This is a genomic window from Plantibacter sp. VKM Ac-2880 (assembly GCF_015351235.1).
Taxonomy (GTDB): Bacteria; Actinomycetota; Actinomycetes; order Actinomycetales; family Microbacteriaceae; genus Plantibacter.
The window spans coordinates 2,410,104-2,432,281 of sequence record NZ_JADKSJ010000001.1 but is presented as its reverse complement, the minus strand read 5'-3'; the positions used below and the strand labels follow the sequence as shown (position 1 = coordinate 2,432,281).

Sequence of the window (22,178 nt, the reverse complement as noted above, 5' to 3'; positions counted from 1 at the left end):
CCGCTGCCACCACCATCGCCATCCGCCCGGAAGGACCCCACCCGTGACGACACGCCCCATCAGACTCTTCGGTGACCCGGTCCTGAAGGCCCAGACGACCGAGATCGGCGCGATCGACGACGACATCCGGAGCCTCGTGCGCGACCTCGTCGACAGCGTCGAGCTCCCGGGTCGGGCCGGCGTCGCGGCGACCCAAATCGGCGTCGGTCTGCGGGTGTTCAGCTACAACGTCGACGGCGTGATCGGGTATCTCATCAACCCGAGGCTCGTCGAGGTCCGCGGTGAACCCGAGGAGATCGGCGAGGGATGCCTCTCGGTTCCAGGACTCTGGTTCCCGACGCCGCGCCATCCGTACGCGCGCGCGGTCGGTATCGACCTGGACGGCGAGGAGCTGGTCGTGGAGGGCGAGGGTCTGCTCGCGCAGGCGTTGCAGCACGAGACCGACCACCTCGACGGGATGCTCTACCTCGACCGCCTGTCGAAGGAACACCGGCGCGAGGCGATGCGACAGGTCCGCGAGAGCGACTGGTTCTAGGAGCCCCCCGAGACGCACGAGGCGCAGCACTGCGGGCCCGGCGAGCGGAGGTTCCGACACCGAGCCCGCAGGCGTGTCACTTCAGGGACATCCCCTGGGTCTCGGGGGAGCCCGCTCCGAGGTACATGCCCTCGATCGTCTCCGCGAAGTCCTTCAGGATCACGTTGCGCTTGATGCTGAGCTTCGGGGTGAGGTGCCCGCTCGCCTCCGTGAGTTCCTCGTCCAGGATCACGAACTTCCGGATCGACTCCGCGCGGGACACCTTCGTGTTCGCCTCGTCGATGGCGCGCTGGACGGCGGCCAGGACGGCGGGGTTCCGTGCCGCGTCCTGAGCGCTCATCGACGCGTCCTGCCCGTTGTTGGCGAGCCAGGAGGGCAGCATCTCGGTGTCGAGGGTGATGAGCGCGCTGATGAACGGCTTCTGGTCGCCGACGACGACCACCTGGCCGACGACCGGTGTCGCGCGGATCGGGTCCTCGAGCGCGGCCGGGGCCACGTTCTTCCCGCCCGCAGTGACGATGATCTCCTTCTTGCGGCCGGTGATGGTCAGGAAGCCGTCGGTGTCGAACGACCCGATGTCGCCGGTGCGGAACCAGCCGTCGTCGAAGGCCTCGGCCGTCGCTTCAGGGTTCTTCCAGTACTCCTTGAAGACGTTGATGCCGCGGACCTCGACCTCGCCGTCGTCGGCGATGCGCAGGGAGACTCCGGGCAGTGCGGGGCCGACGGTGCCGATCTTCGACTTCTGCGCGAGGTTGACGGTGGCCGGTGCCGTGGTCTCGGTCAGGCCGTAGCCCTCGAGGATCACGATGCCGAGCGCGTGGAAGAAGTGGCCGAGTCGTGGGCCGAGGGGAGCGCTCCCCGAGACCGCGTACCGGACGCGGCCACCCATCGCCGTGCGGATCTTCGACAGCACCAGGCGGTCGAGGACGCGGAACTTGAGTTTCAACCCGAGCGGGACCGTCCCGGACTCGAGCGCCTTCGAGTAGGCGATGCCCGTCTCGGCTGCCGCGCGGAAGATCTTGCCCTTCCCGCCGGCTTCGGCCTTCTGCTCCGAGGAGTTGTAGACCTTCTCGAACACGCGTGGCACGGCGAGCAGGAAGGTGGGCTTGAAGGTGCCGAGCGAGGGAAGGAGCTGCTTGGTGTCGGGCTGGTGCCCTGTCTTCACGCCGGAGTGCACGCACAGCACGGCGATGAACCGAGCGAAGATGTGGGCGGTGGTGATGAAGAGGAGGGTCGAGGCGCCGGGAGCGGACACGACGTCCTTGAGCGCGACCGCGGAGTTCCGCGACAGCTCGACGAAGTTCGAGTGGGTGAGCACGCACCCCTTCGGCCGACCGGTCGATCCCGAGGTGTAGATGAGGGTCGCCATGTCCGAGCCCACCGCGAGGTTGCGACGGCGTTCGATCTCGGCGTCGGGAACCTCGACGCCGGAGGCGGAGAGCTTGTCGAGGTCGCCGAGGTCGATCTGCCACACCCGCGTCACCTCGGGGAGGTCGCCGTGGACCTCGTCGAACCGGGCGAACTGGTCGGGGGTCTCGACCATGATGCTCGTCGCGCCGGAGTCGCCCAGGATCCACTGGACCTGGCTCGGCGAGCTCGTCTCGTAGATGGGGACGAGCAATGCGCCGGCGAACCAGGCGGCGAAGTCGATGAGCGTCCACTCATATCGGGTCTTGCACATGAGCCCGATCTTGCTGCCGGGCTCGATGCCGGCCGCGACGAAGCCCTTCGCGAGTGCGACGACCTGTGCGTGGAACTCGGCGGTGGTCACGTCCACCCACTCCGAACCACGTGGCACGGCGAACAGCGGGGCGTTCGGTGCAGCGGCCAACCGCTTCACGAGCAGATCGGTCGCATTGGCGGATGGGTCTGCTGCAACGACTGCAGGGACGTCGAACTGTTCCACGGCAACTCCTTCGGTACCAGGTCGGCAAGATGTGGCTCCATCCTAGGGCACCGGTATTCACGCGGTTTCTGTGGCGCGCAGCGGCTCAGTAGACTCGACTGCGGCGTGCGGAGGACCGACGCTCGAGCCGACGGATCTGCGCATGGCAGCGACGTCGGCGACACAGGACAGGGAGACGGCATCGTTATGGCCAACGCGATCGGCATCGACATCGGCGGGACGAAGATCGCGGGCGGTGTCGTCGACGACGAAGGCCGGATCCTCGCGGCCGGGCGCACGCCGACGCAGGCCGCCGATCCCGACGCCATCATCGAGGACGTCGTCGCCATGGTCCGCTCGCTGGACGACGGCAGCGTCAAGAGTGTCGGCGTCGCCGCGCCGGGGTTCTTCGACGCCACCCGCTCCACGGTCTTCTACTCACCGAACATCGCCTGGCGGAACGAACCGTTGCAGGCTCGACTCGCGGCCCGCCTGCCCGACAAGATCGTCACGATCGAGAACGACGCGAACGCCGCAGGCTGGGCCGAGTTCCGCTTCGGCGCCGGTCGCGACGAGCGCAGCATGGTCATGGTCACGATCGGCACGGGCGTGGGCGGGGCGATCGTCCTGGACGACCGGCTGCTCACGGGTGGCTTCGGCAGCGGGGCGGAGCTCGGACACATGCGGCTCATCCCCGACGGACTGCCCTGTGGCTGCGGTGCCCGCGGCTGCGTCGAGCAGTACTGCTCGGGCAACGCGCTGTTGCGACTCGCCAACGGCGCCGCGGACGCAGGCGGCGACGGGGCCGCCCTCGCGCGAGCACGCGCCGCCGCAGGAGGCGTCTTGAACGGCCACCACGTCTCCGCCCTGCTGGAGGCCGGCGACCCTGGGGCGCTCCGCTGCCTCCGCGAGCTCGCCGGGTTGCTGGGCCAAGCCCTCGCGAGCATGTCGGCCATCCTCGACCCGAACGTGTTCGTCATCGGTGGCGGCGTCGCCCAGGCCGGAGACCTCCTGCTCGACCCGGTGCGTGAGGCGTTCCTGGCCCACCTCCCGGCGCGCGGCTTCCACCCCGAGCCGAGCTTCAGCATCGCCGAACTCGTGAACGACGCCGGTGTCATCGGCGCCGGGGATCTCGCCAGGAGCGCCCTCGTCGTCGGCTGACGGCTACGGGCAGACGAAGGAGCACGATGTTCTACTGGTTCATGAAGTACCTGGTCGCCGGCCCGATCCTCAAGACGATCTTCCGTCCCTGGGTGATCGGTGCCGAGAACATCCCGGAGCACGGTGGCGCGATCATCGCCAGCAACCATCTGTCCTTCATCGACTCGGTCATCCTGCCGCTGTGCGTCGACCGACGCATCTCCTTCCTGGCCAAGAGTGAGTACTTCCGCGGGAAGGGGTTCGGCGGCTGGGCGACGAAGACCTTCATGCTGGGCACGGGGCAGCTCCCGATCGACCGCTCCGGCGGCAAGGCCTCCGAGGCGTCCCTCAACACCGGTTTGGCCGTCCTCGGTGGCGGCAACCTCCTCGGGATCTACCCGGAGGGCACCCGCAGTCCCGACGGCACCATGTACCGCGGACGCACCGGGGTCGCCCGCATGGTGCTCGAGGCGGGCGTCCCCATCGTCCCCATCGCGATGATCGACACCGAGAAGGTCATGCCGATCGGGACGAAACTGCCGCGCATCCGCCGGATCGGCATCGTCATCGGGAAACCGCTCGACTTCTCGCGGTTCGCCGGTATGGAGGGCGACCGCTTCATCCTCCGGAGCGTGACCGACGAGCTGATGGTCGAGCTCCGCAAGCTCTCCGGTCAGGACTACCGCGACGTCTACGCGACGAGCGTCAAGGAGCGCGCCGCGTCGGCGTGACGCTAAGCTGAAAAACCGGGCCGCGATCGCGGCCCGTTCCCCCGTCCGGGCGAGCTCCGGAGCGCGTCCGGTCGAAGAGAGACAGGAAATCCGTGTCCCACGCTACAGAACCAGTCGTCATGGCCGAACCCTCGGTGATCGCCGGACTGGACTATTGGCGTGAGCTGCCGATCAAGCAGCAGCCGTCGTGGCCGGACCAGGCGGCAGTGGCCCGTGCATCGGCCGAACTCGCCACGCTCCCGCCGCTCGTCTTCGCCGGCGAGGTCGACATCCTGCGCGACCGGCTGGCCCGTGCGGCGAGCGGGAATGCGTTCCTGCTGCAGGGCGGCGATTGCGCTGAGACCTTCGCAGGCGCCACGGCCGAGCAGATCCGCAACCGGGTGAAGACGGTCCTGCAGATGGCCGTCGTCCTGACGTACGGCGCGTCCATGCCCGTCGTCAAGATGGGCCGGATGGCCGGTCAGTTCGCCAAGCCGCGCTCGAACGACTCCGAGACGCGTGGTGACGTCACCCTGCCCGCCTACCGCGGCGACATCGTCAACGGTTACGATTTCACACCCGAGTCCCGCACCGCCGACCCCGCACGCCTGGTGAAGGGGTACCACACCTCGGCCTCCACGCTGAACCTCATCCGTGCGTTCACGCAGGGCGGGTTCGCCGACCTCCGTGAGGTGCACAGCTGGAACAAGGGCTTCGCGGCCAACCCGGTGAACCACCGCTACGAGGGACTGGCTCGCGACATCGACCGCGCGATCAAGTTCATGGAAGCGGCGGGTGCCGACTTCGATCAGCTGCGCGGGGTCGAGTTCTACTCCAGCCACGAGGCGCTGCTCATGGACTACGAGCGTCCGATGACGCGCATCGACTCCCGGACCGGCACGCCGTACAACACCTCGGCGCACTTCGTGTGGATCGGGGAGCGCACGCGCGAGCTCGACGGCGCGCACGTCGACTTCCTCTCCCGGGTGCGCAACCCGATCGGCGTGAAGCTCGGCCCGACGACGTCGGCCGACGACATGCTCCGGCTCATCGACAAGCTCGACCCCGAGCGCGAGCCGGGACGCCTCACGTTCATCACGCGCATGGGTGCCGGCAAGATCCGGGACGCCCTTCCGCCGTTGCTCGAGGCGATCAAGGGTGCCGACGCGACGCCGTTGTGGGTGACCGACCCGATGCACGGCAACGGACTCACGACGCCGACCGGCTACAAGACCCGTCGTTTCGACGACGTGGTCGACGAGGTCAAGGGCTTCTTCGAGGCGCACCGCGCCGCGGGGACCCACCCCGGAGGCATCCACGTCGAGCTCACCGGCGACGACGTGACGGAGTGCCTGGGCGGCTCGGAGCAGATCGACGAGGCGACCCTCGCTACCCGCTACGAGTCCCTCTGCGACCCGCGCCTGAACCACATGCAGTCGCTCGAGCTCGCCTTCCTCGTGGCCGAGGAGCTCGCCGCCGCGAAGTAGCCTGATCGACGAAGCGCCCATGCCGGGGAGACCGGGCATGGGCGCTTCGTCGTGCAACGTGCAGCGGAGGCCGTCGCCGTACTGCCCGTGGTGGTGACTAGAGCCCGAAGTCCGTGATGTTCACGGTCGAGCCCTTCTTCACCGATTTGCCTGCGGGTGGGTCCGTCTTCTTCACCTTGAAGAGGTCCCTGAACGACTCGTTCACCGCGATGTCGCCGACGGTGAACCCAGCGTCCTGCAGGGTCTTGATGGCCTGGTTGATCGTCTGACCGGTCGTGTCCGGGATCGCGACGAGCTCGACACCCTTCGAGACGATGAGGGTGACATCGTCGCCCGGGATGAACGCCGTCTCGTTGCCGTCGGCATCGGTCTTCGCCTGGATGCCGATGACCTGTCCCGACGGGATGGTGTCGTCGAACGCCTCCTCGGAGGTGCCGACTCCGAGCCCGACGGCTTCGAGGGCGTCACGTGCCTGGTCGGGCGTCATGCCGGAGACCGACGGCACTTGGCCGGCGGAGACGAGCAGCGTCACGGAGGAGCCCTGGAACGACGGCCCGCCCTGGCCGTAGTCGGCGCCGGAGGTCGTGTCGGAGGCCGCCAGGACGATGTCCTTGGCGATGCTCGGGTCGAACTGTTGGTTCACGGTCGAGACCGTTACGCCCAGCGCTTGGAGCTGCTGCTCGGCGTCCGTCTGGGTCAACCCGGCGAGCACGGGGATGTCCACGGGCTGTGGTCCTTGCGAGACCAGGACGGTCACGGTCGCACCCTTGTCGATCTTCGAGCCTGCCGGCGGGTCGCTGCCGGCGACGGTACCGGCTGGGATGGTGAGACTGTAGGTCGCGCCCTGGGCCGGCACGAACCCGAGCTCGCTGAGTACTGCGGCAGCTTCGTCGTAGCTTCGCTCCGCGACACCGGGGACTTCCACGAGCGAGCCGGGGCCCTGCCCGAAGTACCAACCCGTGCCGCCGGCGAGGGCCGCGAGCATGAGCACGATCGTGAACAGGGCGACACCCACCCGGCTACGCTTGCGAGCCTTCACGGCGAGTTTGCCGGGCCCGTCCGTCGCGTCCGCACGCACCGGGACCTGTTGCGGCTTGGTCCCGCGCCCGATCACCTGCGTGACGTCGTCGGCGTGCTCGCTGGAGTAGGAGGCGGGCATGACGATGGTCGGCTGTGCCCCCGTGGCGACGGAGGTGAACCCGAGGTTCGACTCGATGGACCGCAGCCGCTCGAGCATCTCACCGGCGTTCGACGGGCGGTCGTCCGGTTCGCGTTCGGTCGCCCAGAAGACGAGGTCGTCGAGCTCCTTCGGCACCGCCGGGTTCTTCGCACTCGGAGCCGGCACCGACTCGTTCGCGTGCTGGTAAGCGATCTGCATCGGCTGCTCGCCCTTGTACGGCTGCTCACCGGTGAGCATCTCGTAGAGCATGATGCCGAGGGCGTAGATGTCGCTCCGGGCGTCGGCCTGTCCGCGGGTGACGAGTTCGGGGGAGAGGTAGGCGATCGTCCCGAGGAGCGCCTGGCCCGTCGCCGTGTTCGCACTGGCGGCCCTCGCGAGCCCGAAGTCGCCGATCTTGATGCGTCCGTCGTCGGCCAGGAGGACGTTCTCGGGCTTGACGTCGCGGTGCACGATGCCGGCCCGGTGCGCTGCCGCGAGTCCCGAGAGCACCGCGTCGAGGATGTCGGCCGCCTGACGCGGGGTGAGGGTGCCGTTGTCGCGGATGAGGTCGCGGAGGGTGATGCCCGGCAGGTGCTCCATGACGAGGTACGCCATGTCGGAGTCCTGGCCCTGGTCGAACACGCTCACGACGTGGGGGTTCGCCAGTCGGGCCGCCGAGCGCGCCTCCTGGATGAAGCGGTTCTTGAACGTGGTGTCGTCGGACAGGTGGCCGTGCATGACCTTGATCGCGACACGCCGTTCCAGGCGTAGGTCGGTGGCCAGATAGACCGTGGCCATGCCGCCCCGGGCGATTCGTGAGCGCACCTGATATCTCCCGTCGAGGAGACGCCCGATCATCGGATCGGCCTGCTGATTGCTACTCACCAGTCGAGTGTATGGAACGACGACCGCGAAGAGCTGTCAACACCCCGGGATGGAGCGGAGGCGGAGTGATCGTTACCCGAACGCGATCCACGGCGCGGGCGGACCACCCGGCCGGACGTCGATGTGGACGGTGCCGAGCGGGCCATGGTCGTGGCAGACTGCTCTGCGTGACTGAGCAGAATACCGAACTCGTGTGGTTCACCCTTCCCGACCTGGCGACCGAACTCGGGCTGCCGATCCGACGCATCCGTCAGTACCTCGAGGAACGCGACCTCCTGGCTGTGCGTCGCGACGGCGTCCTGCAGGTGCCGTCGTCGTTCGTCTCGGACGGCGGACCGGTCCACAACCTCCGCGGCACCCTGACCCTGTTGTCCGACAACGGGTTCGACGACGAGGCCGCGATGGTCTGGATGCTCGAGGAGGACGACGCCATCGGGACGTCGCCGATCGAGGCGCTGCGTGCTGGCCGCCGTTCCGAGGTCCGTCGCGTCGCCCAGGCGCTCGCCTGACGAACACCGTCTGGGGATCGCAGGCATGACCGCCGACGCTCCGGCGCGGCTCAGGTCTCGCGGCGGGCGACCGAGACGGCGAGGCCGCGCAGGTGGGCTCGAGCGTCGTCGTTGATCGGGGCCTCGCCCAGCGCTGAGAGCGCACGCGCGACGTGGTCCTGGATGAGTTTCTCCACCTGGTCGACGGCACCGCTGTCGCGGATCGTCGCCTGGAGCAGGCCGATCTGGTCGTCGTCCAGCTCCGGGTCGCCGAGCATTTCGTCGAGGATGGTCCGAGCTCCCGGCTGCAGCGCCTCCCTCGTGAGGGCGATGAGGATGGTCCGCTTCCCCTCGCGCAGATCGTCGCCGCTCGGTTTACCGGTCACGGCCGGGTCGCCGTAGACGCCCAGCAGGTCGTCGCGGAGCTGGAAGGCGATGCCGAGCGGGAGGCCGTAGGCGCGCAAGGACGCGAGTTGCTGTTCGCTCCCGCCGCCGAGGAGGGCGCCGAGGGCGAGCGGCGACTCGATGCTGTACTTGGCGGACTTGTAGATCAGGACCCGCTCGGCCCGACGGCGCTGCTCGTCGTCCGCGGCGTCGCGCCACGCGCGCTCCTCGAGGATGTCGAGGTACTGCCCCGCCGTGACCTCGGTCCGCATGCGGTTGAACTCGGTACGCGCGGCGCGTGCGGCGCGTCGGTCGTCGAGGAGGTCGAGGCCGTCGTCGAGCAGTTCGTCGCTCCACCCCAGCAGCAGATCGCCGAGGAGCGTGGCCGCGCCGGTGCCGAACGTGGCGGGGTCGCCGTCCCACCGGCTGCGACGGTGCAGTTCGGCGAAGGAGACGTGCGCGGCCGGCCGGCCGCGGCGGGTGTCCGAATTGTCGATGATGTCGTCGTGGACGAGTGCCGCCGCGTGGAAGAGTTCGAGGGCTCCGCAGGCCGCGATGACGGTGTCGATACCGCCCTGACCGCCTGCGTGCCGACCGGTCGAGACGGCCTGCCAGCCCCGGAAGCAGAACTGCGCCCGGAACCGCTTCCCACCGCTGAGAAATTCCCGGGAGAAGTCGAGGAACGGGGAGAGCTCCGGGCCGATCTGCGCGACAATGGAGCTTCGCGAGGAGAGAAAGTCGGAGAGCCCGCGGCCCACCAGGGTGGCGAGTTCATTGCTTTCGATCACGCACCTAGCCTAGTCATGCTTCGGTGACTAGACTCGATCAACAACGTCGCGTCGTGTGACCTTGAGGGGAATCAGATGCCACTTTCTGAGCAGGAGCAACGGCTCCTCGACGAGATGGAACGCCACCTCTACCGCAGCGATGCCGAATTCGTCTCCAAGGTCAGCGCTGGCGCAGGCAAGCCGAGTTATCGCGGAATCGCGCTCGGCTCCCTCATCGCGGTGGTCGGGGCGATCGGCCTCGTGCTCGGAGTCGTGATCCAGCAGCCGCTCGTCGGCCTGCTCGGGTTCGCGATCATGCTGACCGGCGTGCTGGTGGCGACGAAGCCGACCCGCGCACCGCTCGAACAGCCGAGTCCTCGCCAGACGGCACCCGCCGGCGGCCAGAAGTCGTCACGACTCATGGACCGCTTCAACGACCGCTGGGACAAGCGGCAGTCCGGCGACGAGCGGTAGGAAGACCCTGGCGGTCCCGCCGGACAGCGGCCCTCCGCTCGCGTCCACGCGACTCCACTTCCCTCCCTCGCGGCTCCGCCGCATCACGACCCAGAACGGGGTCGATCTTCGGATCGGCCCCGTTTCGTCGTTAACCCGGCGCCGAAATGCTCCCCGGTCGCCCTGAACCCTCCATTTCCCTCCACCCCGCGAAGCCCTGTCTTCGCGGGGTTTTTTGTCGGTCCCGAGGGGCAAAACACGCCGATGTGCTGCAGAAGTGGTGCAAAGTGGAGTAAAGTGGAGCCCAACCAAGATGTTGGCCGAAACGATTGGGGGCGGGGGCGTATGTTCCTCGGTAGTCACGCCCCCAAACTCGACGAAAAAGGCCGCATCATCCTGCCGGCGAAGTTCCGCGAGGAACTCTCCGGCGGGGTCGTCATGACCAGGGGCCAGGAGCACTGCATCTACGTCTTCAGCACTCGGGAGTTCGAAGCCCTCCACGAGAAGATCCGGCAGGCCCCGGTCACCAGCAAGCAGGCGCGTGACTACCTCCGCGTGTTCCTCTCCGGAGCCAGCGCCGAGACGCCCGACAAGCAGCACCGCGTGACCATCCCCTCGAACCTCCGTCAGTACGCCGGGCTCAGTCGCGACCTCGTCGTCATCGGAGCCGGGAGCCGTGCGGAGATCTGGGATGCCGAGGCATGGGAGTCCTACCTCGCCGAACAGGAGAGCGTCTTCTCCGAGACCGCCGAGGAGGTGATCCCCGGACTCTTCTAGTGCCCTGCCCCCTGACTCCCAGCCGTCACGCCCTGACACACTTCCCCGGTGCCAGGTCGGATCCCGCCCTGACACACTTCCCCGGTGCCAGGTCGGAACGGATGGGGATCAGGGGCCAGGGACCGTCCGGACGACGCATATGGCCATCAACGACATCCACACCCCAGTCCTCCTCGAGCGCTGCATCGAGTTACTCGCTCCCGCCGTGTCCCACGAGGGCGCGGTCCTCATCGACGCCACGCTCGGCATGGCCGGTCACGCCGAGGCCATGCTCGAGCGGTTCCCGCAGCTCACGCTCATCGGCCTCGACCGCGACCTCGACGCGCTCGACATCGCCCAGGAACGACTCGCCAGGTTCGGCACCCGCGCCAGGTTCGTCAAGGCCGTCTACGACGACATCGACGAGGCCAGCGAGGAACTCGGTTTCCCCGAGGTCGACGGCATCCTCTTCGACCTCGGTGTCTCGTCCCTGCAGCTCGACCGGACCGAACGCGGGTTCTCCTACTCGCAGGACGCTCCACTCGACATGCGGATGGACGCATCGAGCGAGCTGACCGCCGAGACGATCCTCGCGACCTACGACGAGGTCGCGCTCCGGAAGATCTTCTGGGAGTACGGCGACGAGAAGCTGGCGCAGCGGTACGCACGACGCATCGTCGAGGAACGTCAGCGCAGTCCGCTGACGAGTTCCGGCCAGCTCGTCGAACTCATCGACCGAGCCACGCCTGCCGCTGCGCGCCGCACCGGACACCCCGCCAAGCGCGTCTTCCAGGCACTCCGCATCGAGGTCAACGCCGAGCTGTCCGTCCTCGAGTCCGCGGTGCCGCGGGCGCTCGACCTGTTGCGGGTCGGCGGTCGGATCGTGTTCCTGTCCTACCAGTCGTTGGAGGACCGGATCGTCAAGCGCGAGCTCCAGGCACGGGCGAAGTCGACCACGCCGGCCGGCCTGCCGGTCGAACTCCCCGAACACAGCGCGGAGCTGAAGCTCCTCGTCAAGGGCGCGGAACTCGCCACCGAGGCCGAGATCGATGAGAACCCCAGAGCGAAACCCGTGCGACTCCGCGCGGCCGAACGGCTGAGGAGGCCAGCATGAGCGGAGCGACCGCAGCACTCGATCTCGCACCGGAACGACTCGGACGTGCACGGCCGCAGCCGAGCCGTGTCGAGCCGGAGCGTCGGCACATCCGTGCCGTCGTGCCGAGCGCGCGCCCGACGTTGCGCCCTCGCCCGATGTACGCGGTCGTCGTCGTCGGTGCCGTCGTGGCGATCGTCGCCGGTCAGCTCCTCCTGAGTGTCGGACTGAGCCAGGGTGCGTACCAGATCCAGCAGCTCGAGGGGCAGCAGGTCGAACTCGGCCGCACCTCGGCCGCGCTGGCCGAGGACCTCGACCGCCTCGCGTCGCCCCAGTACCTCGCGGTCAACGCGCAGGCCCTCGGCATGGTCGGCAACTCCCTCCCGACCTACCTCCGGCTCTCCGACGGTGCCGTCCTCGGCACCCCGACGCCCGCGTCGGCTGCCAAGAGCCCCATCTTCAACGCCGCCCTCGTGCCGAACGCCCAGACGGCGACGATCCCTCCGGTGAGCGGCCAGAACGCGCCCGCCGCCGACGGCGCGTCGGGCCAGGAAGCGACCACCCCGCCCGTACCGTTGCAGGACGGGTTGCCGTCGCCCACCACGCGATGACCGGACTGTTCACGGTGCAGGACGGCTCGCCCACATGCGGGGCGAGGCCAGGAGAGGACGCGGCGACGACATCATGGTGAGGCACACGAAGACCACACGGCGCCGTCTGGCGTTCACCATCGTCGCGGTGTCGATCGTCATGACCCTCTTCGTGCTCCGGCTGGTCGACATCCAGGTCGTCCGGGCGAGCGCTCTGAGTGCCGAGTCCCTCGAGAAGACCGAGACCGGCGACACGATCCTCGCGACGCGCGGCAGCATCCTCGCCTCCGACGGTTCCGTCCTCGCCGAGGCAGTCATGCGGTACAGCATGGCCGCGTCGCCGAAGGACGCCGGCCCGTTCGAGCGCGACGTCGACGGTGCCGAACAGACGATCACGCTGGAGCAGGCCACGAACGAGATCGGCGCCATCATCGGCAAGCCCGGTCCGGAGGTCCTGGCACTGATCACGGACGCCCTCGCGGCCGACAAGGACTCGCTCTACGCCCTCATCGCCAAGAAGCTCGACCTCGATCAGCTCCGAGCGCTCAAAGCGTTGGAGATCCCGTGGACCACGTTCACCGAGGACCCCTACCGCGTGTACCCCAACGGTGCCGTCGCCGGCAACGTCGTCGGCTTCGTCGGCGAGGAGGGGGAGCCGCAGGCCGGCGTCGAACTCATGGAGGACTCCTGTCTCGCCGGTGCGAACGGCCGCACGACCTACGAGAAGGGCAGCGGGGGTCTGCCGCTGCCCGGCACCACGGTGACGAAGCCCGCGAAGGACGGCGGCGACGTCGTCCTGACGATCGACAAGGACATCCAATGGTTCTCGCAGCAGTCGCTGGCCGCGCAGGCTGAGGCGGTCGGCGCGAGCTGGGGCATCGTCACCGTCATGGAGGTGAAGACGGGCAAGCTGCTCGCCGTCGCCGAGTACCCGTCCGTCGATCCCGGCAACGTCAGTGCGACGCCCGCCGAGGACCGCGGATCCCGGGCGTTCGCCGCGCCCTTCGAGCCCGGATCGACGTACAAGTCGCTGACGGCTGCAGCCCTGATCGACCAGGGTGTCGCGAGTCCCAACTCGCAGGTCGTCGCGCCCTTCCGCTACAAGCCCTCGAACGGTGCGGACATCAACGACAGCGAGTTCCACGCGGACATGCGGCTGACCCTCTCCGGAGTCATGGTGCAGTCGTCCAACACGGGCATCTCCCAGTTCGGCGAGAAGATGAGCGCCGACACCCGGTACGCCTACTTCCAGAAGTTCGGTCAGCTGCAGAAGACCGAGGTCGGGTTCCCCAGCGAATCCGGTGGCCTCATGGCCGACCCCGAGGACTGGGACAACCAGACGGACTACGCGACCATGTTCGGCCAGGGGTTCTCGACGACCGCTGTCCAAGGCGCCAGCCTGTACCAAACGATCGCCAACGGCGGCGTGCGCATGCCCGTGCAGCTCGTCGAGGGCTGCCGGAACGCCGACGGCACCATGACGGACGTCCCGGATGCCAAGGGGACGCAGGTGGTCTCCCCGGATGCGGCCAAGCAAGTCAGCGAGATGCTCGAGATGGTCGACCAGCAGAGCTGGGTCGCGGAGAACGTCGACGTTCCCGGCTACCGGGTCGCCATGAAGACCGGAACGGCGCAGCAGCCCGACGGCGACGGCGGATACAGCTCGAGCTACCTCGTGTCGATGGCCGGATTCGCGCCCGCAGAGGCGCCGCAGTTCGTCGTTTCGGTGAACCTGGCGGACCCGGTTAAGATGAATTCATCGGCTGCGGTCGCTCCCATCTTCCGGGACGTGACCACCCAAGTGCTGAAGAGCAGGGGAGTGCAGCCCTCGACGGAGCCGGCACCGAATCTGCCGCTCGACTTTTGAACGACCTCATGAAGGATGGGCTCAGCGTGAACAATCAGGGCCCGATCAGCCTCAGACCGGAGCATCCCCAGCGACGGGCGCTCTCGCAGCTGGTGACCGATTTCGACCTCGACCTCCACGGCTCCTCCGACGGCGTGGAGATCAGCGGCGTCAGCCTGAGCTCCGGCTCGGTGGAACCGGGTGACCTCTACATCGGTATGCCGGGTGTCCGCACCCATGGAGCCGCGTACGCCGTTCAGGCCGCCGAACGCGGTGCGGTCGCCGTCCTCACCGACGCCGACGGCCTCCACCTGGCCACGGCGGCAGGTCTGCCGATCATCGTCGTGCCGGAGCCTCGTGCAGCGCTCGGGCACCTCGCCGCGTGGGTGTACCGCACGGCTGAGGAACCGCCGACGCTGTTCGGCGTCACGGGCACCAACGGCAAGACGAGCGTGGTGTACCTCCTGAGTGGCATGCTCGCGCAGCTCGGGATCGTCTCCGGGCTGAGCTCCACGGCGGAACGGCGCATCGGCGACCTCGCGGTCACCAGCTCCTTGACCACGCCTGAGGCCAGTGAACTGCACGCCCTGCTCGCTCGCATGCGCGAGTCGGAGGTGCGTGCCGTCGCCATCGAGGTCTCGGCGCAAGCGTTGACGAGGCACCGTGTCGACGGGATCGTCTTCGACGTCGTCGGCTTCACCAACCTCAGTCACGACCACTTCGACGACTACGGGGATTTCGACGAGTACTTCGCCGCCAAGCGCGAACTCTTCGAACCCGACCGCGCACGCCGCGGCGTCGTCACCATCGACTCGGAGTGGGGAGGACGCCTCGTCGAACAGAGCCGCATCCCCGTGACCACGCTGACGGCACGTCCCGAGGTCGACGCCGACTGGCGGATGACGATCCTCGAGGAGGCCGCCGGTTCGACCACGTTCCGACTGGACGGTCCGGAGGACCGCACCCTCGTGACGAGTGTGCCGCTCCTCGGATGGTTCATGGCCGCGAACGCGGCCCTCGCGATCGTCATGCTCGTCGAGTCCGGTGTGGACTTCGACATGATCGCGGGAGCGCTCGAGCGCGACGGTGGCATCGACGCCTACATCCCCGGGCGGGCCGAGCGCATCAGCGGCGATCGAGGGCCCGTCGTGTACATCGACTACGGACACAGCCCGGACGCCTTCCTCAACACCCTCGCGGCGATCCGAGCCGTCACGCCAGGACGCGTGTTCATGGTGTTCGGCGCCGACGGCGACCGCGACACGACGAAGCGCCGCGACATGGGCGCCATCGCGGCCCGCGGTGCCGATGTCGTGGTCATCACCGACTTCCATCCGCGGAGCGAAGACCCGGCGGCCATCCGGCGGGTGCTCCTGGAGGCCGCCCATGAGGCTTCCCCTGACGGCGAGCTGCACGAGGTGGCCGACCCGGCGACCGCGTTCCGCACCGCGCTGGCGCTGGCCGGGCCGGGCGACACGATCCTCTACGCCGGACCAGGGCACGAGGACTACCACGAGGTCGCCGGCGTGAAGATCCCGTACTCCGCCCGCGACGATTCGCGCGAGGCACTGCGTGAGGCCGGGTGGCTCTGATGATCGATCTGACCCTCACCGAGATCGCGGCGGCGACGAACGGTCGGCTGCTCGCCGGTTCCGCGCACGCGGACCTCGTCGTCTCCGGCGTTGCCGACACCGACTCCCGACTCATCACCCCGGGCGACATCTTCGTCGCGAAGCCGGGCGAGGAGACCGACGGACACCTGTTCGCGGACGCCGCCGTCGCGAACGGCGCCGCCTTGCTCATCGTGGAGCGGGAGCTGCCGGTCGCCGTTCCGCAGATCCTCGTCGACGACTCCGTCACCGCCCTCGGGGCCCTCGCCACCGAGGTGATCCGTCGGGTCCGCTCGCACGGCGTGCTCCGGATCGTGGGCATCACGGGCTCCAACGGCAAGACCACCACCAAGAACCTCCTCGCCGCCGTCCTGGAGCGGGTCGGGGAGACCGTCAGCCCGAAGGCCTCGTTCAACAACGAGGTGGGCGCGCCGATCACCATGCTCCGGGTCACGGACTCGACGAGGTTCCTCGTCGCCGAGATGGGTGCGAGTGGCATCGGCGAGATCGCCCGGCTCATCCGCATGGCGAAGCCCGACATCGGCGTCGTCCTGAAGGTCGGCCTCGCCCACGCGGGCGAGTTCGGCGGCATCGAGGCGACCGTCACGGCCAAGACCGAGATGGTCTCCGATCTCCTCCCGGATGACGTCGCCATCCTCAACCTCGACGACGCCCGCGTCGCCGGTATGGCCGACACAACCCGGGCGCGTGTGCTCTGGTTCGGTCTCGACGACCGGGCTGCGGTGCGGGCGACGGACGTCGTCGCGACCGCTTCCGGGACCGCCTTCACGCTGCACCTCCCCGACGGTTCGTCGGCACCGGTCAGCTTCAAGGTGCTCGGCGAACACCACGTCATGAACGCCCTCGCCGCTGCGGCGGCGGCGCACGAGCTCGGGGTCCCGATCGACGTCGTCGTCGACGCACTCGAGAGCGTGAGCCGCGCGGAACGGTGGCGCATGGAACCGCTCGGCGGCCGCGACGGCGTCTCCGTCATCAACGACGCGTACAACGCGAGCCCCGATTCGATGTCGGCGGCGATCAGGACCCTCGCGCAGATTGGGGCGGAGCGCGGTCGGACGATCGCCGTCCTCGGCGCCATGAGCGAACTGGGCGACTGGGCGGGGGAGGAGCACGATCGCATCGGCCTGCAGGTCGTTCGTCTCGGCATCGGTCGCCTCGTCGTCGTCGGACCGGAAGCCCGGCGGATGCACATCACCGCGATCAACGAGGGTTCCTGGGACGGTGAGTCGGTGTACTTCCCGACCGCGGACGAGGCGTTCGACTATCTGAGCGCGGAGATCGCCGCAGGCGACACCGTGCTCGTGAAATCCTCCAATGCGGCCGGACTCCGGTTTCTGGGGGATCGACTGGGGGAGCTGTACACATGAGAGTCCTCTTGGCAGCTGGAGCGATCTCGCTCGCGTTCTCCCTCTTCCTGACACCGCTCTTCATCAAGGCGTTCCGCAAGCTCGCGTGGGGCCAGTTCATCCGCGACGACGGACCCCAGAGTCACCACACCAAGCGTGGTACCGCCACCATGGGTGGGGTCATCATCATCGTGGGCACCCTCGTCGGGTTCTTCGCGAGCTACCTGATCTTCCAGGAGCAGGTCGGTGTCTCCGCGCTGCTCGTGCTGTTGATGATGGTGGGCCTCGGCATCGTCGGTTTCATCGACGACTTCCTCAAGGTCCGCAAGAAGCAGAGCCTCGGTCTCGGCGGGTGGGCGAAGGTCGCCGGACAACTGATCGTGGCGACGGTCTTCGCCGTCCTCGCCATCAACTTCCCGAACACCGAGGGGTTCACCCCGGCCTCGACCAACATCTCGGTGATCCGCGACATCCCGATCAACTTCATGGCGATCGGCATCCCGATCATCGGTGTCCTGCTCTACATCCTCTGGACCTCGGTGATCGTGGCGGCGACGTCGAACGGGGTGAACGTCACCGACGGCCTCGACGGCCTCGCGACCGGTGCCTCCATCCTCGCGATCGGCTCGTACATCATCATCGGGTTCTGGCAGTTCAACCAGTCCTGCTTCAGCTCCTCCCTCGCATCCGACGTGGCCTACAAGTGCTACGACGTGCGGGACCCCCTGGATCTGGCCGTGGTGGCGGCGGCCATCGTCGGCGCCCTCATCGGATTCCTCTGGTGGAACACCTCGCCGGCGCAGATCTTCATGGGCGACAGCGGCTCGCTCGCCCTCGGTGGAGCACTCGCGGCTCTCGCCATCCTCAGCAAGACCGAGCTGCTCCTCGTGCTCGTCGGCGGGCTCTTCGTCATCGAGGCCGGTTCGGTCATCGTGCAACGTGCGTACTTCAAGGCGACCCGTGGCAAACGGATCTTCCTGATGAGCCCCATCCACCACCACTTCGAGCTCAAGGGCTGGGCGGAGGTCACGGTCGTCGTGCGCTTCTGGATCATCGGCGGGCTCCTCGTCGCGGCTGGTGTCGGTTCCTTCTACCTCGAGTGGCTGAGCCGATGAGCGCCGACCGCCTCGACGATCTGCACAGCTGGCACGCCGACTGGCGGGGCTTGCGGGTCGCGGTCCTCGGACTCGGCATGACCGGGTTCTCGGTGGCGGACACGCTGACCGAACTCGGCTCGGAGGTCCTCGTCCTCGCCGGCGAGGCCGCCGACGAACGGGCGGAGCTCGTCGGGGTGATCGGTGCCCGGCTGGTCCAGCGCGACCTCACGAGCGTGCCGGCCGAACTCCTCGAGTTCGGTCCGGAGCTGGTCGTCGTCTCCCCGGGATTCCATCCCGATCACCCGGTGGTGCTCTGGGCCCACGAGACGGGTGTCCCCGTGTGGGGCGACATCGAACTCGCCTGGCGCGTCCGCGACAAGGTGGGCACTCCGGCCGAGTGGATCTGTGTCACCGGCACGAACGGCAAGACCACGACGGTCCAGCTCACGGCGTCGATGCTCGTGGAGGCCGGGTTCCGGGCCGCCCCCTGCGGCAACATCGGGGTTCCGGTCCTCGACGCGGTCCGCGACCCGCAGGGGTTCGACTTCTTCGTCGTCGAGTTGTCGAGCTACCAGTTGCACACGCTGGGTCTGCAGGGCGGGCGGAGCGTCGTGACGCCGCTCGCGAGCGTGTGCCTGAACGTCGCCGACGACCATCTCGACTGGCACGGCTCGGCCGAGGCCTACCGTGCGGCGAAGGCCGTCGTCTACGAGAACACCAAGGTCGCCTGCGTGTACAACCGCGCCGACGCCGCGACGATGTCGATGGTCGAGGACGCGGAGGTGACCGAGGGGGCTCGTGCCGTCGGGTTCGGCCTCGACGTCCCAGGACCGAGCGATTTCGGTGTGGTCGACGGCATCCTCGTCGACCGCGCCTTCCTCGACGACCGCCGGACGAGCGCCCTCGAGATCACCACGGTGGAGGCGCTCGCACAGCGGGGTCTCGCTGCTCCGCACATCGTCGCGAACATCCTCGCCGCTGCGGCGCTCGCCCGTGCGGCGGGTATCCCGCTCGAAGCGGTGCGCGACACCCTGCTGTCGTTCGGTCTCGACGCCCACCGGATCCAGCTCGTCGCCCGCAGCCTCGAGGTCGACTGGGTCGACGACTCCAAAGCCACCAACCCGCACGCGGCGGACGCCTCGCTGGCCGCCTACCGTTCCGTCGTCTGGATCGTCGGAGGACTCCTCAAGGGCGTCTCGATCGATCGGCTCGTCGAGCGGCACGCGGATCACCTCCGCGCCGCGGTCGTGATCGGGTCGGACCGTTCGGAGGTCCTCGACGCATTCGCGCGACACGCGCCGACGCTGACCGTCATCGAGGTCGACGAAGCGGAGACTGAATCCGTGATGCCGGAGGCCGTTCGACGGGCCGCCGAGGTCGCGCAGGCGGGGGACACCGTCCTCCTCGCTCCTGCCGCAGCCTCGATGGACCAGTTCTCCGACTACGGCCACCGTGGTCGCCTGTTCCAGGCCGCCGTCGAAGCAGAGCTGGGAGGTGAGGCGGATGATCGATCCGCCTCGCGCTGATCCGCGCCGCTCGCGGTCCGCATCGGCGTCCGGACGGTCGGTCGACGCGGTGAGCGGTGGAGGTCCGGAAGCGTCGGTGCCGCCGAGAGGCATGTCGAGTGCGCGGATCTCCCTCGGCAAGGTGCTCCGACCGGAGTCGAAGAACTACTTCCTCCTGCTCGGAGTGACCCTCTTCCTCGTCGGGCTCGGACTCGTCATGGTGCTGTCCTCCTCATCCGTCGAATCGTACGAGGCGGGAGACGGCTACTTCGGCCTCTTCTGGCGGCAGGCGACCTTCGCGATGATCGGTGTCCCGCTGATGCTCATCGTCAGCCGCTTCCCGGCGAAGTTCTGGAAGAAGTGGGCGTGGGTCTTCCTCGTCATCGCGATGGGGCTCCAGCTGCTCGTGTTCACCCCGCTCGGGTACGAGATCGGCGGGAACCGCAACTGGATCGAGATCGGCGGCTTCACGGCGCAGCCCTCCGAGGCGGTCAAGCTCGCCCTCGTCGTGTGGCTCGGCCTGGTCCTGACGGTCAAACAGCCGCGGTTGCTCGAGTGGAAGCACGCGTTGATCCCCGTCATCCCGTTCGCGGGTCTCTCGATCGGTCTCGTCCTGCTCGGTGGCGACCTCGGCACCGTCGTCATCATGGCGCTGATCGTGTTCTCCGCCCTCTACTTCGCCGGTGTCCGACTCCGATACATCGCGATCCCGGTGGTCGCCGGCGCCGTGCTGTTCCTCATCATGGCCATCACGAGCGCGAACCGAATGCAGCGCATCATGGCGTTCTTCGGAGACGGCAAGGGTGACTACGAGAACGCCGACTGGCAGTCGACCCACGGCACCTGGGCCCTCGCGAACGGCGGGCTCTGGGGCGTCGGCCTCGGGAACTCCCGGGCCAAGTACGGCTGGTTGCCGGCGATCTCGAACGACTTCATCTTCGCGGCGATCGGCGAGGAGCTGGGGCTCATCGGTGCGGTGCTCGTCCTCGGCCTCTTCGTCTTCCTCGCAGTCATGTTCATCCGGGTCATCCGCTCGAGCGACGACTCGTTCGTGCGGATCACCACCGGTGCGGTCATGGCGTGGATCATCGGTCAGGCGCTCGTCAACATCGGCGTCGTCCTCGGTGTCCTCCCGGTCCTCGGCGTCCCGTTACCGTTGCTCTCCTCGGGTGGCACCGCTCTGCTGACGACCCTCGTCGCGATCGGGATCGTCCTGTCCTTCGCCCGAGAACGCGGCCGGACGGGTCCACCCCAGCCCCGTCGTCCTGCCGCCAGACGCCCCCAATCCTCCGGAGTCGCCCGATGACCACCTACCTCCTCGCCGGTGGCGGCACGGCAGGGCACGTCAATCCGTTGCTCGCCGTCGCCGACGGTCTCCGAGCCAGGGATCCCGAGGCGACCATCCTCGTCGTCGGTACCGCGGAGGGGCTCGAGGCGAGGCTCGTCCCGGAGCGCGGCTACGAGCTGCTCACGATCCCCAAGCTGCCTTTCCCCAGACGCCCGAACCTCGACGCCGTGCGGTTCCCCGCTCGACTACGGCGCGCGGTCGCCGACGTGGTCGCGATGATCCGAGAGCACGATGTCGACGTCGTCATCGGGTTCGGCGGCTACGCGGCTGCGCCGGCCTACACCGCGGCGAAGCGGGCGGGCGTCCCGCTGGTCATCCACGAGGCCAACGCACGGCCGGGTCTCGCGAACCGACTCGGCGCGCGATACACGCCGTACGTGGGTGTGGCGTTCCATCGGACGCCGATCAAGCACGCCCGGTTCGTCGGCATGCCGCTGCGTCGCGAGATCGAGGACCTCGACCGCGATGCGCTGCGGCCGTCGGCGATCGCGGAATTCGGCCTCGATGCCGACCGTCCGCTGCTTCTCGTCACCGGTGGATCGCTCGGGGCGAGGCGCCTCAACGCGACGATGAGCGAGAGCGCGCAGGACGTCGTCGGTGCCGGCTGGCAGGTCCTCCACATCACCGGTGCGAAGAGCGAGATCCAGGACCCCGGCGTCGAGCATTATCACCTGCTCGAGTACTGCTCGCGGATGGACCTCGCCATCGCCGCGGCCGACTTCGCCGTCTCGCGAGCGGGAAGCGCGACCGTGAGTGAACTGTGCGCCGTCGGACTCCCGGCCGTGTACGTCCCGTACCCGGTGGGGAACGGCGAGCAACGCTTCAACGCGGCCGACGTCGTGCGTGCCGGCGGAGCGGTTATGGTTGATGACGCGCAGTTCGTGCCGGCCTGGGTGCGTGAGCACCTCGTCCCGCTGCTGAACGATCGGCACCGGGTCGACGACCTGGCGGCCCAGTCCAAGAGCGTGGGCGTCGCCGACGGGACGGCTCGCGTCATCGCCCTCATCGATGAGGCGCTCCAATCATCGGTGCAGCCCTCGCGCGGCCGGTGACCCAGTCCTCTCAGAAAGCGT

Annotated in this window: 19 protein-coding genes; 16 read left to right on the top strand and 3 right to left on the bottom strand. The window is 68.4% G+C overall.

The window, feature by feature from the left end; genetic code table 11:
• Nucleotides 1-43 precede the first annotated feature (43 nt).
• Nucleotides 44-535 (top strand): peptide deformylase, encoded by a 492-nt coding sequence (locus ITJ57_RS11665; protein WP_194670131.1) that lies wholly within the window; start codon nucleotides 44-46, stop codon nucleotides 533-535.
• 76 nt (nucleotides 536-611) lie between these two features.
• Here ITJ57_RS11665 and ITJ57_RS11660 read toward each other — a convergent pair whose 3' ends face one another.
• Complete coding sequence (locus ITJ57_RS11660; protein ID WP_194670130.1) at nucleotides 612-2,441, bottom strand: AMP-dependent synthetase/ligase; 1,830 nt, start codon at nucleotides 2,439-2,441, stop codon at nucleotides 612-614.
• Nucleotides 2,442-2,627: 186 nt separating this feature from the next.
• On the opposite strand from ITJ57_RS11660, the gene ITJ57_RS11655 reads away from it, so the two are divergent.
• The 3 genes from ITJ57_RS11655 to ITJ57_RS11645 all read left to right on the top strand — a co-directional run bounded on the left by ITJ57_RS11655 (nucleotide 2,628) and on the right by ITJ57_RS11645 (nucleotide 5,757).
• Nucleotides 2,628-3,581: an ROK family protein gene (locus tag ITJ57_RS11655; RefSeq protein ID WP_194670129.1), complete on the top strand. Its 954-nt coding sequence runs from the start codon at nucleotides 2,628-2,630 to the stop codon at nucleotides 3,579-3,581.
• 26 nt (nucleotides 3,582-3,607) lie between these two features.
• Nucleotides 3,608-4,291, top strand: coding sequence for a 1-acyl-sn-glycerol-3-phosphate acyltransferase (locus ITJ57_RS11650; protein WP_056005397.1), 684 nt, complete (start codon nucleotides 3,608-3,610; stop codon nucleotides 4,289-4,291).
• Nucleotides 4,292-4,410: 119 nt separating this feature from the next.
• Nucleotides 4,411-5,757, top strand: a complete 1,347-nt coding sequence (locus ITJ57_RS11645) for a class II 3-deoxy-7-phosphoheptulonate synthase (protein ID WP_056005400.1) — start codon at nucleotides 4,411-4,413, stop codon at nucleotides 5,755-5,757.
• Nucleotides 5,758-5,854: 97 nt separating this feature from the next.
• Here the strand turns inward: ITJ57_RS11645 and pknB are convergent, their stop codons facing one another.
• Complete coding sequence (gene pknB, locus ITJ57_RS11640; protein ID WP_370582340.1) at nucleotides 5,855-7,801, bottom strand: Stk1 family PASTA domain-containing Ser/Thr kinase; 1,947 nt, start codon at nucleotides 7,799-7,801, stop codon at nucleotides 5,855-5,857.
• A 167-nt stretch (nucleotides 7,802-7,968) separates the two neighbouring features.
• Between pknB and ITJ57_RS19395 the strand changes: the two genes are divergently transcribed.
• The gene (locus ITJ57_RS19395; protein ID WP_370582339.1) at nucleotides 7,969-8,310 is read left to right on the top strand and encodes an Rv2175c family DNA-binding protein; all 342 of its coding nucleotides are present in this window, start codon (nucleotides 7,969-7,971) and stop codon (nucleotides 8,308-8,310) included.
• A 50-nt stretch (nucleotides 8,311-8,360) separates the two neighbouring features.
• Here the strand turns inward: ITJ57_RS19395 and ITJ57_RS11630 are convergent, their stop codons facing one another.
• A complete protein-coding gene (locus ITJ57_RS11630; RefSeq protein WP_194670127.1) occupies nucleotides 8,361-9,461 on the bottom strand; it encodes a polyprenyl synthetase family protein in 1,101 nt (366 codons plus the stop codon).
• A 75-nt stretch (nucleotides 9,462-9,536) separates the two neighbouring features.
• Here ITJ57_RS11630 and ITJ57_RS11625 point away from each other — a divergent pair, with 75 nt between their 5' ends.
• From ITJ57_RS11625 to ITJ57_RS11575, 11 genes are all read left to right on the top strand, one after another.
• Complete coding sequence (locus tag ITJ57_RS11625; RefSeq protein ID WP_056005410.1) at nucleotides 9,537-9,914, top strand: DUF3040 domain-containing protein; 378 nt, start codon at nucleotides 9,537-9,539, stop codon at nucleotides 9,912-9,914.
• Between the two features lie 324 nt (nucleotides 9,915-10,238).
• On the top strand, nucleotides 10,239-10,670 hold the full coding sequence (gene mraZ, locus ITJ57_RS11620) for a division/cell wall cluster transcriptional repressor MraZ (protein WP_056005413.1): 432 nt from the start codon (nucleotides 10,239-10,241) through the stop codon (nucleotides 10,668-10,670).
• Nucleotides 10,671-10,809: 139 nt separating this feature from the next.
• On the top strand, nucleotides 10,810-11,763 hold the full coding sequence (rsmH, locus tag ITJ57_RS11615; protein ID WP_194670126.1) for a 16S rRNA (cytosine(1402)-N(4))-methyltransferase RsmH: 954 nt from the start codon (nucleotides 10,810-10,812) through the stop codon (nucleotides 11,761-11,763).
• On the top strand, nucleotides 11,760-12,353 hold the full coding sequence (locus ITJ57_RS11610) for a hypothetical protein (protein ID WP_194670125.1): 594 nt from the start codon (nucleotides 11,760-11,762) through the stop codon (nucleotides 12,351-12,353). The genes rsmH and ITJ57_RS11610 overlap by 4 nt, the downstream gene beginning before the upstream one ends.
• A 73-nt stretch (nucleotides 12,354-12,426) precedes the next feature.
• Nucleotides 12,427-14,199, top strand: coding sequence for a penicillin-binding protein 2 (locus tag ITJ57_RS11605; protein ID WP_194670124.1), 1,773 nt, complete (start codon nucleotides 12,427-12,429; stop codon nucleotides 14,197-14,199).
• A 26-nt stretch (nucleotides 14,200-14,225) separates the two neighbouring features.
• Nucleotides 14,226-15,770: a Mur ligase family protein gene (locus tag ITJ57_RS11600; RefSeq protein WP_370582338.1), complete on the top strand. Its 1,545-nt coding sequence runs from the start codon at nucleotides 14,226-14,228 to the stop codon at nucleotides 15,768-15,770.
• A complete protein-coding gene (gene murF / locus ITJ57_RS11595) occupies nucleotides 15,770-17,176 on the top strand; it encodes a UDP-N-acetylmuramoyl-tripeptide--D-alanyl-D-alanine ligase (RefSeq protein ID WP_194670122.1) in 1,407 nt (468 codons plus the stop codon). The genes ITJ57_RS11600 and murF overlap by 1 nt, the downstream gene beginning before the upstream one ends.
• Nucleotides 17,173-18,270, top strand: a complete 1,098-nt coding sequence (gene mraY / locus ITJ57_RS11590) for a phospho-N-acetylmuramoyl-pentapeptide-transferase (protein WP_194670121.1) — start codon at nucleotides 17,173-17,175, stop codon at nucleotides 18,268-18,270. Before murF ends, mraY begins: the two co-directional genes overlap by 4 nt.
• A complete protein-coding gene (gene murD / locus ITJ57_RS11585; protein ID WP_194670120.1) occupies nucleotides 18,267-19,778 on the top strand; it encodes a UDP-N-acetylmuramoyl-L-alanine--D-glutamate ligase in 1,512 nt (503 codons plus the stop codon). Before mraY ends, murD begins: the two co-directional genes overlap by 4 nt.
• A gap of 91 nt (nucleotides 19,779-19,869) precedes the next feature.
• Complete coding sequence (ftsW, locus tag ITJ57_RS11580; RefSeq protein ID WP_228506597.1) at nucleotides 19,870-21,063, top strand: putative lipid II flippase FtsW; 1,194 nt, start codon at nucleotides 19,870-19,872, stop codon at nucleotides 21,061-21,063.
• On the top strand, nucleotides 21,060-22,157 hold the full coding sequence (locus tag ITJ57_RS11575; protein WP_194670118.1) for a glycosyltransferase: 1,098 nt from the start codon (nucleotides 21,060-21,062) through the stop codon (nucleotides 22,155-22,157). The genes ftsW and ITJ57_RS11575 overlap by 4 nt, the downstream gene beginning before the upstream one ends.
• Nucleotides 22,158-22,178: the final 21 nt, after the last annotated feature.